The organism is Lachnospiraceae bacterium oral taxon 500 (assembly GCA_002999035.1).
GTDB lineage: Bacteria > Bacillota > Clostridia > Lachnospirales > Vallitaleaceae > W11650.
Genome location: CP027241.1, coordinates 1764060 through 1777079, shown reverse-complemented (window position 1 = coordinate 1777079; position 13020 = coordinate 1764060). Strand labels below are relative to the sequence as shown.

The window sequence follows — 13020 nt, the reverse complement described above, 5'->3', positions numbered from 1 at the left end:
GCACACCGCCAAGCAAAAAGGCTGTTCGATTGGGTACGGGAAAAGTTACCCGTGTAACTTGAGCGCCAAAAAATAATATCCGGCGCAATATTTCCCTTTTCTTACTCTTTGCGTCTGCCTACGCTCGCTCGCTCCACATAAGCAGAAATCACAATTTTTCTTGTTTCCGATTTATTTTCAATTTTAGAAATCAGTTCTTTCATCAAATATTTTCCCATTTTAAATGCAGACACATCCAATGTGGAAAGGGCCGGCAAAAAATAGCGCCCGATTTCCAGATTATCGCAGCCTATGACCGAAACATCCTCCGGCACCTTTAGGCCATTCTTAGCCAGTGCACTCATCGCCCCGAATGCCATCAAATCATTTACCGCAAAAACCGCCGTAAATGATTCCCGCCGGTCTATAAGATCCTGCATGGCCTCAACCCCGGCCGCTTCATTGGTTTCCTCCCGCTGATTCCCATCGACCATTAAGTTCCGGTTTACCGGCAGATTATAATATTTCAGGGCTTCCGTTAAATAGCGGTACCGTTCATGACTCTCCCCCATCCGCAAACCGCTAAGAAAGGCAATATCGGTATGTCCATATTCCTTGAGTGATTTAACCGCTTCAAAAATCCCTTCTTTATAACTGCAATACAAATTTTCACTCGCCGTGGCATATGGAATCCGGCCGTCTAAGAACCTTATTGTCTCATCCGCCTGAACTGTCGCCACTATCACGCCGTCCAGTCCTCTGGAAGCCAGCTTTAGCGTTTCTTCCGGAGCAGCGTAATCCACCATGATAATCGATACGATATAGCCTTTTTTACTGGCAACTGCTTGGGCTCCGGCTAACATCTCAGTATAATATGGATTCTTTAAGTTATTGACAAGCATTGCCACATGCTGAGTCTTACGGGTAGCTAAGCTGCGGGCAACTAAATTGGGCGAATAATTCAATTCTCTTATCGCCGCCTCAACCCGCTCCTGTACTTCCGCAGTAACATTTTTCGTTCTATTTATGACATAAGATACGGTTGCCACCGATACGCCTGCCAGCTCCGCCACATCTTTTCTGGTAGCTATCACTTTATCATCCCTTCAAAAGATTTCTGCCAGGTATTTACCCGCGTAACTTATTTGCTGTAATTCAGATGAGCAGATATCTATGTCTGCTCATCCCTCACCTGAATAATTCATCAAAACTCATTTTTTATTAGCATGATTAGCATATAATCATTTTGCATTTTGCATTTTGCATTTTGCATTTTGCATTTTGCATTTTGCATTTTGCATTTTGCATTTTGCCGAACTGCAATCGGCTCACTCGAACCGTTTATTTGTATAAAGTATATCATATCTTCACTCTTTTGTAAATATATTTCGGCTATTTTTACAACAAAACCTGTGCAAACCTCAATAAATATTCATAATTTTACATTACCAACAGTCGGACCAGCAGAACAATCACCTCAATTCGGGAAACACTCTTATTCGGCGCAAAGCTGCCATCCTCGTACCCCTTGAAGATGCCCTTTTGGTACATATACGCCACCGCTGTCTGGTATTCCGTCGGGATTTCTGCCCTATCCTTTATTTGGGCAAGGGCATTGCTATCGGGTTTTGCCGCTGTTTTTTCGTTCAGCTTAATATACCGGTACATCATTTGCGCTGCTTCCGCTCTGGTCAACTCTTTGGCCAGATCAAACCGAAGCCCCTCGTCCAGCTTCAGCGCTGCCGCTTCGCTCTTATAGGGAGCATACCAGTTATTGCCCGTAACCGGCGTTACTTCTTTGCCCATACATCTGACCAGCATAGCCATCATTTCCTGACCGGTAACATTCCTATCCGGAGAAAAGGTACCTGCGCCGGTACCCTTGGCCAGCCCCAGCGCCATGATCACAGCCAAATCACTGGAGTACCACCGGCCTGTTTTGACATCGGTATACTTCGGCAGCATCCCCGCTGCCAGCGCCGCTTTAGTGTCCGCAGTCAGGGCTCTCAGTGCTGTTTTCTTTTCTGTGACCGGCCCGTTTGCAAACAGTTTTTCCACCAGCCTTGCCTGTTCCGGGTCGACAATGTTTTTAATCAGCTCTTTGTTCGCTTCCTTACTTGGCTCTTTTCTATCTGCAATCCCTGTCTCTCCCGTGAATTTTAGTGCTTCGCCAGGATTGACATAGGTAAAAGCATTCGGGTCTGTACTGTGCTGTGTCTTTTTTTCTCCCGCAGCTTTGGTGCAGGCACCCGTTTTTATGAAAACATTCCTGGTTATATCTGCAGCTTTGCCGCTGCCATCTTTAATCGTAATCCACCCGCCCGGCAAAAGGTCAAAATCACAAACCGCCCGGTTGTTGCCTGCCAAAATATAACTGTTTTCTCCGTTTTCTCCGCCAGTCAGGGAAACCTTGGAGGTTCCCTTGATATCTATCCCATAAGGGGATTGATTAGCGGCATGCTCATAATACCAATTAACATCAAGTCCGCCTTTTACTGCTGTCACCGACACCTCACTGTCTTCGATCAAAATACCGTTCGCAGCCGATACGATCCCCTTGCGATCGGTCAAAAAGAATCCCGCTTCTTTATCTGACACGACCGTCACTTTGCTGTTATCTTTAATGATAATGTCAGCCTTGTTCAAAGGCGTCTTGTTATATCTATTCACAATATCGTCATTACAATCCCGGATTTCAACCTCTGCTCCCCGCAGCAGGATTTCTCCGGGCTTTCCATCAAGATTACTATCCGATACAATCCCGGCTGCATAAACTTTTCCCGTATTGATGATGCTGACCCGGCCCTTACCTAAAAAAGAAATATTGCTGTTGCCGTTATTTAAAGCCCCCGGGTTCTGATTAACATAGACCGTATTATATACCGCATAATTAAACTTTCCGGTTTCACCCGCTAACTTGATGGTGGTAGGTCTTTCGGACTCAAACCGTATTTCCCCCGAGTCATCTCCCCCATCAACAAATATCGCTATTCCCTCATAACCGGCGCCGGTGCCGGTACTGGTGATATTCACCGCGGCTTTCTCCTTAATTCGGACACCCTCCACCGCGTAAATACCGCAGACATCCGCCTTGCTCTGTGCAGAAATATTCATTGTCACCCGGTCGCCAACCGTTACCCGCTTTCCTCCTATCGCGTAACACATCGGGTTTCCGCCGGTGATATCAATATTTAATGAGCCGTCGCCGACAAAGGAAAGCTCACCATAATAAGAATCTATTCCTATCGCACTGGCCGTATCACCGACCGCTATTTTTAAAGTATTCTTTCCTGTTACCTTAATGGTCAGAGGCAGCGCTGATTGATTCCAAATAGGGCTGTCGGTTCCGTGAAAGTCTTTCAGTTCCAATACGCCTGTTTCCGCGTTGTACCAGACATTATAGTCCGTTGCTGTTCCCGCTTGCCCGCCATTTTTATAATACGGAGCAGCGCTAAAATCAAATTTGTTTATGATTATCTCCTCCGCGGTCGGGTGCGCCGCCGCCAATGACGAGACTTTTGCCGCCGGCAGCAAGGTCAGCACTAATGCCGCAGACAGCAGCAAACTCCACAGCTTATTCCATTTCTTTTTCTCTCTCCCTTTTCCGTTCATGACTTTCCTCCTCTCATTTGTGTTAATTCACTTGCATTATACCTCTCTTTCGTTTAATTTGTCAATTAAAGTGTATAAAATCAGAAAAATAAAAAATATTGTGCTACTGTTCAGGTAATATCTTTGCCATCTTCTTTAATTCCTTATATTCCCGCACCAGCAGCAACAACGCCGCCAAGAGAATGATAATGTCATTCACCGGCAAAGCCAGCCATACCCCCAGCACATTTCCCCCTAATAAACGAGGCAGGATCAGAACCAAAGGAATCACCAGGGCCAGTTGACGGAGGATGACTAAAAAACCAGCCTGTTTGGCCTTCCCCAGCGATTGAAAATAAGTAACTACCATAATCAGCAGTCCGTAAGTCGGAAAAATACAGTACATCAGCCTGAAATTGGATAAACCTGCTTTAACGATATCGGGATTGGTGATAAAAGCCGACAAAATCTGCGCTGCAAATACTTCAATGACAAGGAAAAATAATCCGGCCAAACAAGTAGAACCAATGATAAACACATTGGTCAGCTTTTTCACCCGGACGTACTCTTTGGCTCCGAAATTGGTCCCAACCGCCGGCTGCATGCCCTGACTCATTCCCCAAATCGGAACAAAAGCCAGCTGCATAACCCTTTGCGCCGCTCCCATCAGGGCAATTTGACTGTCCCCGCCAAACCGCACCGCTGTGTTATATACAACCGTCATTTGAACAAGCATCATAATCTGCATCAGCATAGCGCTGGCCCCGACCGAAAAGATTTCCGGGTTTAACTCTTTCGCCGGTTTTACTCCATGAAAACGCACTACCGGACTCTTTTTCAGAAAATAAAGCAAGGTTACCGCCGCCTGAACGAACTGAGATAGCACCGTTGCGATTGCCACTGCCTGCGGACCGCGGTTAGGCAGCAGTAGAATCAGTACCGGGTCTAAAATAATATTTAAAATCGCCCCCGCCGCCATAATCCCCATCGCCGTGCCCATGCGTCCTTCTGCCCGAATAACCATATTGGCGCCCTGCATAAAGTTCACAAAAACAGAGCCTAAATATACGGTCCTCAGATAAGAAACGCCCATTTCAAGAACCTCTCCCTGTGCGCCGGATAATTGCAGCAAGGCCGGTGCAAATAAAATCCCCATTGCCATCACGACCGTCGACAATAAAATCACCAAAAATGCCAGATTGCCCATAATCTTATCGACCGTTTTTTGATCCTTATGGCCAATCGCCCGGGAAAGCACCGAACCGGAACCAATCCCCACCAATACGGCAATCGCATTATTAACCAGCACAAACGGCGAGGCAGCCGACACCGCGCTCATCGCGTCCGTGCCAACCATTTGCCCCACGTAAATCGAGTCCACAAAAGCATACAGCCCTACAATAAATTGCCCTAAAATCGCCGGAATACTCAAACTAATCATCAGCTTCCAGGGTTTTTCCGTCAATAATTTATTTCGCACATCCATCGCAAATACCCCCGTATAATTTTCATTTTTAACCTGTAATCACAACATTTTACTATCAATTCTTCATCATGGGTGTTTGGACTTTTTAGACCGAAAGCAAAAATCACACTTACCGCCGCCCATGCCCAAGGTCTGGCTCCGCTTGAACCGCATTTGCTTTATATTGCCAAATACAATGAAGTCGCACAGGCAAAATATCTCGCAAATTTCCGGACAGCCAAAAGCCGCGCAGGTATCCGCCCACAGGCATTTTAAGACATCCATGGAATACTCGGCGGTATTATCCGTCCGAAGTTTACTGATCCAAATTTCCCGTCCTTTCATTCCCATTCGCATAAAAAAACGGAACAGCCGGAAAAAGCCGGGCAAATAAAACAATGTTTCCAAAATGCCATGAAACTTTTCAGCCTTATAAAACGAATATGCCCTGACCAGTGCTTTCGCCTTTTCCGGCGGTATGCCGTTCTCCAGAAAAGTCTGATATAGGGCAATATTTGGCAAAATACTGCTTTTTTGTCGTTTCCTTTGCTCTTTGGTCCAGTTTCCGTGCTCCGTTTTTTGAACCAGCAAACTCATTTTGGCTTTATGCTCCGCGTCAATCTGCTCCAATAAGTGCGGCGGCAGCTTTCCCTGATAAAACTTTTTATATGTCATTTTATTCACCTACCTTCCAGCCGATGGCTTCTTCCCGAATATCGACAAAGCGCTTATACATTCCTTCCTGCTGCATCAGCTCGCTGTGCGTTCCCCGCTGCGTAATCCGCCCGTTTTCCAACACCAGAATCTGATCCGCCCGGCGCACTGTATTGAGCCGGTGAGCAATCATCAGCAAAGTTTTATTTTGCGTCAGTTCTGTGATTGCCGTCTGCAATTCCTGCTCATTTTCCGGATCAACGCTGGCGGTCGCTTCATCTAAGATTACTACCGGTGCGTCCTTTAAGATTGCCCTGGCAATGGAAATTCTCTGCTTTTCTCCGCCGGACAAAGTCGCCCCGTTTTCGCCTATTTTCGTCTGATAGCCGTCGGGCAGCGCAGCAATAAATTCATGACAGCAGGCCTTTTTGGCAGCCGCAATTACTTCTGCTTCCGTAGCATCGGGCTTTCCGAACCGGATATTATTTTCAATCGTATCTTCAAATAAATACACCTGCTGAAAAACAATGGAAAAGTTCTTTAAAAGGCTGTCGCAGGTATAATCCTTGACATTTATGCCGCCCAGTAAGATTTCACCCCGGCTGACATCCCAAAACCGGGCAATCAGGCTGCATAAAGTAGTCTTGCCCGAGCCGGAAGCACCGACCAGCGCGCAGCTCGTACCCTGCGGTATGAAAAAGCTGACGTCTTGCAGCACTTCTTTTTGGTCATAAGCAAACGATACACTTTGAACGCTAATATCATAATTATCCGGGCTTTGTTCCTGACCGCTTTCATCCAAAAGCGGCATATTCGATATTTTCTCCAGCCGGTCAAGAGAAGCATCCACTACCCTGGCAACCGCCGCCGTACTGCCGGCCAATTCCACCGTCGAATAAATCATAAAGCTGGCAACCATAAGCAGCAGGCATTTTTCGGCGGTAATTTCTCCATGCAGCAAAAGATATGGCGCCGCTGTCAGAATCAGCGCTCGGATTAACTTAAATACGGTTTGAAACGCCGCCGCTAAAGAGGAGAAAACTTTTTCCAAAACAATATTGGCCTCCGCGCTTTCTGCGATGGCAATATCGACCGCTTTGCCCGCTCTTTCTCCCAGTCCAAAAGCCTTAACCACTGCCATACCCTGAATATATTCCAAAATTCCGGCGACCAGCTGCGCCTGCGCCGCTTGCCGTCTGGGGGAATATTTTTCTCCCGCCGCCTGAGTTTGAGCATAAATCAGAAAGGAAATAAGAAGCCCCGCTATCATCAGCAGACCGATTCTCCATTCATACGTCAAAAGCCATATCCCAATAATAAAAGCATGGATAAATCCGCCGGCAACCGACTCCATTATGGTTACCGCACTGGCTTCCAAATCACCGAGCGTGGTTGTCACCGCCGCCGTAATATTACCTAAACGGTGCGCGCTGAAATAGCCCATCGGCGCCCGCTTTAATTTTTCACCAAGTTCTATTCGCCAGTTGCTGCACATGGCAAAGCTGCCCAGGGTTCTTTTGACGGCAGACAAATTGATAAAAAAGATTTTTCCTATAATACTAAGCAGCATAATTGCCAATGAGCTTCCTATTACCCGATTGGACATCGGCCGACCGGCCACCGCTCCCAATATCGCCGACAGAACCGTCAAAATCGCCATAATCGGGAGCATTTCAAAAAAGGAATGGCACATATGAAACACAAAAGATAAAACCAGCCTTTTGCTTTCCTGTCCCGAAAAAGCTAACAGCCGTTTAAACATTTTAAGCATACGCCGTCTCCTTTCTGTCACTGGCGCTGATATGCGCATTCCAGAGCGTCCGGTAAAGCGCACAACTCTCCAGCAAATCCTCGTGAACACCCTCGGCCTCAATTCGGCCGTGATTCATGACGATGATTTTATCGGCCATAGTAATGGTGGAAAGCCGATGAGCAATGACAATCAGCGTCTTGCCGGATACCAGTTCGCCAATCGAGCGCTGAATAACCGCCTCATTTTCCGGATCGGTAAAGGCGGTGGCCTCATCCAGCACAATAATCGGGCTGTCCTTTAAAATAGCCCTGGCTATGGCAATCCGCTGTTTTTCTCCGCCGGAAAGGCTGTTTCCGCCATCGCCTGCCATCGTATCATAACCATTTGGCAGAGCAGCAATAAAATCATGGCAGCTTGCCTTTTCAGCCGCCCGCTTAACCTCCTCGTCCGTGGCGTTCGGCCTGCCCAGCCGGATATTTTCTTTGATCGATAAATGAAATAAATAATTATCCTGCGAAACATAGGCAATCTGCTTCATCACTTGCGCCAGCGGAATATTGCGCGCGTCCTGCCCGCCGATTCGGACAGTCCCGGCGCTCGCTTCCCAAAACGAGGCAATCAGGCGGGCGACCGTGGACTTGCCTGAACCGGATGGCCCGACCAGGGCGGTAATCCCGTCAGTAACCGTCTGGAAAGAGATATCATGCAGCACTTCCGTCACCCCGTAAGCAAAGGAAACATGGGAAAACTCAATTTCATTGCCGACCAGCTCCGCTTCTTCCTGCGGCCGCCGGATTTCCTCCGCTTCCAAAAGGCCGGCAATCTCCTTGATGGTCGAGTCCACCATGGCAAAGCTGTCGGTGTAGCGCAGCGCCTGAATCAGCGGCGCAATCAGTCCGAGCGATAAAATAATACAGGCGATAAAACTGCCGGCGGAGATACTTCCGTTTATAAAAAACCAACTGCCCAGCGGCAATACGCCCAAAAGGCTTGACGGCGCCACGGCCATTCCTGCCGCATAATACGGATTTGTTTGTTTAAACCACTCGGCTTTGGATGCTTCGTTTTCCCGGACAGCATCCGTATATTTCCGGTATGAGCTGCTGCTTTGATTAAATGCTTTAATCACCTCAATGCCACTGATATATTCGACAATGGCCGCGTCCATATTTTTGCCGGCTGCCGAAACTTTAGCATATCGGTTCTCATAATCCTCCATCATGCCCATATAGCAAAGCAATCCCAGCGGAAAAGTAGCAAGCGCGGTCAATGCTAATCGCCAGTCAAGGTAAAAGAAATAAATCAGCATCAAAACCGGAATCAGGAGATTCGCTGTCAGCTCCGGGAGCATATGGGCCAGCGGCAGCTCCAGCTTTTCGATTGTATCGACCAGCATGGTTTTAAACTTTCCGGAGGGCGTATCCAGAATAAAGCCCATCGGCACGTGCGCAAGCTTGGCTGTCAGCCGCGTTCGAATGTTTTTCAGCACAAGAAAGGCCGCCCGATGCGACCGGATCGTCGAAAGCGTGGACAAAACCAGCTGTCCCAGATAACCTGTCAGCGCGGCCAAAGCCATTAAAAGAATATCCGACATCCTGTAATCACCCGCGCAAATCCAAATGATGCCTTTGGAAACGGCCAGATACGGGATAATCCCCGCTGCCGCTCCCAATACTGCCAAAATTACTGAGCTGACCAGCAGTTTTCGGCAAGGCTCCGCAAATTCAAGCAGATACCGGGCAGAACTTTTTCGCATGTTGTTTTCCGATGTTTTCATTTTTTCTCCCTTGGAAGCGCATTCCCTCTTTATTTTTGCTCTTTTTACTCACATTTTCCTATTGCGTCAGAACCGCCTTTTTAGGCTGAGCGCACGCCCGTACCAAAACAGACAGCCCCTTGACAGAGCCGCTTATGTCTCTATTTTCCTCTATTTTCCTCTATTTTCCTCTATTTTCCTCTATTTTCCTCTATTTTAGATATTTCTCTAATTCATCTTTTTCTTCCCCGCCAAGTTCGCCCGCCATTTCCCCCTGCGATAAAATCAAAACCCGTGAGCAAATAGTCTTGATAAACTCAATATCATGAGTCATAATCAAGATGATTTTGTGCTCCGCCGCCAGTTTTTTAATCAAACCGCCGACTTCTTCCATGCTGTTAAGGTCAAGACCACTGGTCGGTTCGTCAAAAATCAGCACCTCCTTGCCGCACAGCAGGCTGACCGCCACCGCCAGCCTTTGCTTTTGACCGCCGGAGAGGGACAGCGGATGCCGGTCTTTCAGTGCCGCCAGTGAAAGCGCCGCTAAAGTCCGGTCAATAAAGGGCTCCTTGTCCTTTTTTATGCCCAGCCGGCACTCGGCATCGACGCTGTCGGTAAAAAGCTGATGCCCCACATCCTGCATTACCAGATAGGACTTTTCCCGCCGTGCTTTTCCCGACAAAGTCAGGCCGTCAAAGGCGATTTGACCGATTTCTTCTTGTTCAAGACCGCACAAAACGCGGGCTAATGTCGTCTTGCCGGCGCCGTTTTCTCCGGTAATAGCGATGATTTCTCCGCCGGCCGCCTTAAATGAAATATTCCGCAAAACCATTTTATGTCCGAGCTTTACACTCAGTCCGGCCACTTCAAAACGATGCTTTCCTAGGGCCGCGCCGGCCGCTTCTGCTTTAACTTCCGACAGGTTTCGGCAGCGCAGCTTCCTCTGCCTGATTTGCGCAAGCTGATTAAACTCCGAAATATTCATATCTCCCGTAATCTGTCCGTTTTCCATCAAAATCACCCGGTCGGCAATATCCATTAAATACCAGATCCGGTGCTCGGCAATGACAATGGTTTTGCCCTGCGCTTTTATCTTTTGGATCAGTCTTTTTAGTTCCTTGATGGATTGATAATCCAGATTGGAGGACGGTTCATCCAGAACAAATAATTCGGGCCCGGCCGCGTAAACCGAGGCAAAGGCAATCTTCTGTTTTTCCCCGCCGGAAAGTTCAAAGATACTGCGCCCCCGCAAATCCCGCAGCCCTAAATCTTCCGTCACCTGTTCCAGCCGACTAACCAATTGCTCCGTCGGCAGCCCTCGATTTTCCAGTCCAAAAACAATTTCACTGTCGGCATCGGTATTAAAAAACTGGGTTCTGGGGTTTTGGAACACCGTGCCGACCACTTCGGAAAGCTGCAAAATATCCGCTTTCGCGATATTTATCCCCTTCACTTCCGCTTCTCCTGTAAAGTCGCCGTCAAAAAAATCCGGAATCAGACCATTTAGCAGCCGGGTCAAAGTTGTTTTGCCGCAGCCGGACGGGCCGCATAAAAGCACGCACTGCCCGCGGGGAATATGAAGTGAGACATCACGCAGGCTATTTTCTTCCGTGCCCTTATAGGAAAAGAAAACATTATTTAAAGTAATCAAAGAAAAATACCTTCCTTTACAAAACGAAATTAATAAATCTTTTTACCGCGAAGTTCCGCATTGGATTTTCATGCTTTTAGCTTATATCATAAAGTTAAAAATAATCAGCAAAATAATAATGCCGGTGTAAATAACAAGCAATATTCCATCCCGGACAGAAAACCGGACATTTTCCAGACAGCTTCGCTTTCCGGTATGATCAATTCCTCTGGTAACCGCCGCCATGGTTATCTCATCCGATATTTTTGAGGCTGACACCAGCATCGGCACATATACATATTCCATTGTCCGCAGCGGATGATGCAGCAAACCCAAAGGCGAAACCAATATCCCCCGCAGCGACATCGCATCTTTGATAAAGCCCCATTCCTCGGTCATGGTCGGAAAATAGCGGAGCGTAATGGCTAGAGCAATCGTAAAGCCCTTCGGCAAGGGCAGCCGGCTAATCGCCGCCAGAAAAGTGCTGACCTTAGTCGTCTGAATTAAAAAGGAACTGAGCAGAAAGCAGGGAATCAGCTTGCGGATATATACCGCAAACATATAGACAATACCGCCGGCCGCCGCCGGAAGCGCCGGTACCGCCCATAGCTGTATCATCAGCAAAATAATAAAGAACGTGCCGCTTTTAAGAGCAATCCCAATTTTTTTGGCTTGTAAAAGCAATAAGAAAGGAATCAGCACAAAGGCGCACTCAATCCAAAGGTTTTCATTCAAAAAGACCGATATGCTGGTCAGAGCGAGAATTAGTAATTTAGTTCTTGGATCCAGCCGCATTTATACAATTCCTGCCTTTTCAAAATGTTTCTTCAACAGTTTTTTGCCGATTATGCCGCCAATAGCCGCGCAGATAATCGTTCCGAGCAGCATGGCCGGAATTACCCACCGATTGGCGCCGATTGAGCTGATTACCGCGGCAAAAGACGAAAAATCTCCTTTTTTACGCATAAACCGATCAAATTGCTCCGGCAGTACCGCCATCGGCACATACGCTCCCATCGGCCCCAACGCGAAAACGCAATAAGCTGTCAAATTTTTCTTAAAAGACCGAAAACCGCCGGCCGATACAATCGCGTCAGCGATAAAGCCAAATAAAATGAAAAACACCGACATCATCCAAAACATTCCGGTCACAAATAACAAAATGCCTGATAAAATCCCCAAAACGCTGATCGCGCCCCGTTTCGGGATTTTAGCGGTATACAGCATAAAAATGCTGCCGGTAAAGAGGGCCACAATCATCGGCATAAACGGAAAGGTAACCGGTGTCATTTGCGCGACGCCGCCGATGGTAAAGGCAATCACAAAATAAATCAGTGAAAAAATGCCGATGGAAATAAAATCTTTGGTTTGTAAGGAATCTGTCTTTTGGCTTGTCATAATTCTTTCTCCTTGTGTCATCATGTTAGTTTTAACTAACCCGCTTCTAAATTTTTTAAGGCTATAAAAGCCTTAAAAGTCCGTCCCAGCCAGAATTAAAGAAAACCGCCAGTTCTTCTATGTATTCCAGCGCCTGCTTTCTGGTCATATCATGGACAACCGTCTCAAATACCCCGGTAAAATAGGCACTGGTAATCATATGATGCAGTTCATGGCTAACCTGCCCCTTGATTTTCCCTTTCTCGCGCAGGATTTGATAATACCTCTCGGTGCGCTCCACATCCAGCTCCACCAACTCATGGATATAATTCGCATATTTTGTACCTTCCGCACTGCAAATGACCAGTTTAAACTCCGCAAAATGGTCATAAACATAATTAACAAAATGCCGCAAATACTCGGTTGACAGTTCCCTGCTTTCCGCCGTCTTATTCGCCGGTACTAAATCAAAATGTGCCGCCTGCGCGTCCTTGAACATTTTAACCAGTCCGTCTGCCGCCTCTGATACCAGCGCTTCAAACAGAGCCGCCTTATCCGGGTAATAGCCGTAAAAAGCGCCTTTGGTAAAACCCGCCTCCGCCACGATTTTTCTAAGCGAAGCGTCTTTAAAGCCCTTGGCTAAGAACTCTTTTTTGCCGATTTCCAATATCTTCCGCTGTGTTTCCGATATACTCATATTTTCCTCCATGTTAATATACCAGTGGTATATACCACTGGTATATTAACATATATTTAAAGTTGCGTCAAGATTTTTGATCTTGAGTTTCCTGGATCTACATTGTCTTTTTTTTGTA

At 47.1% G+C, this 13020-nt stretch carries 10 protein-coding genes; all 10 read right to left on the bottom strand.

Annotated elements, in window-relative coordinates:
- Positions 1-101: 101 nt before the first annotated feature.
- Positions 102-1073 carry a hypothetical protein gene (locus tag C3V36_08155; protein ID AVM69214.1) on the bottom strand — a complete coding sequence of 324 codons (972 nt, stop codon included), beginning with the start codon at positions 1071-1073 and terminating at the stop codon, positions 102-104.
- Between the two features lie 346 nt (positions 1074-1419).
- Positions 1420-3591 carry a hypothetical protein gene (locus tag C3V36_08150; GenBank protein ID AVM69213.1) on the bottom strand — a complete coding sequence of 724 codons (2172 nt, stop codon included), beginning with the start codon at positions 3589-3591 and terminating at the stop codon, positions 1420-1422.
- Positions 3592-3694: 103 nt separating this feature from the next.
- Positions 3695-5056: an MATE family efflux transporter gene (locus C3V36_08145; GenBank protein AVM69212.1), complete on the bottom strand. Its 1362-nt coding sequence runs from the start codon at positions 5054-5056 to the stop codon at positions 3695-3697.
- Positions 5057-5122: 66 nt separating this feature from the next.
- Positions 5123-5710, bottom strand: a complete 588-nt coding sequence (locus C3V36_08140; GenBank protein AVM69211.1) for an L-2-amino-thiazoline-4-carboxylic acid hydrolase — start codon at positions 5708-5710, stop codon at positions 5123-5125.
- A gap of 1 nt (position 5711) precedes the next feature.
- The gene (locus C3V36_08135) at positions 5712-7460 is read right to left on the bottom strand and encodes a multidrug ABC transporter ATP-binding protein (GenBank protein AVM69210.1); all 1749 of its coding nucleotides are present in this window, start codon (positions 7458-7460) and stop codon (positions 5712-5714) included.
- Positions 7453-9219 (bottom strand): multidrug ABC transporter permease, encoded by a 1767-nt coding sequence (locus C3V36_08130; protein AVM69209.1) that lies wholly within the window; start codon positions 9217-9219, stop codon positions 7453-7455. Before C3V36_08130 ends, C3V36_08135 begins: the two co-directional genes overlap by 8 nt.
- Before the next feature lie 190 nt (positions 9220-9409).
- Positions 9410-10849, bottom strand: a complete 1440-nt coding sequence (locus tag C3V36_08125; protein AVM69208.1) for an ABC transporter ATP-binding protein — start codon at positions 10847-10849, stop codon at positions 9410-9412.
- An 81-nt stretch (positions 10850-10930) separates the two neighbouring features.
- Positions 10931-11623, bottom strand: a complete 693-nt coding sequence (locus tag C3V36_08120) for an energy-coupling factor transporter transmembrane protein EcfT (protein AVM69207.1) — start codon at positions 11621-11623, stop codon at positions 10931-10933.
- Positions 11624-12226 carry a hypothetical protein gene (locus tag C3V36_08115; protein ID AVM69206.1) on the bottom strand — a complete coding sequence of 201 codons (603 nt, stop codon included), beginning with the start codon at positions 12224-12226 and terminating at the stop codon, positions 11624-11626.
- A 61-nt stretch (positions 12227-12287) separates the two neighbouring features.
- Positions 12288-12902: a TetR/AcrR family transcriptional regulator gene (locus C3V36_08110; protein ID AVM69205.1), complete on the bottom strand. Its 615-nt coding sequence runs from the start codon at positions 12900-12902 to the stop codon at positions 12288-12290.
- Positions 12903-13020 lie beyond the last annotated feature (118 nt).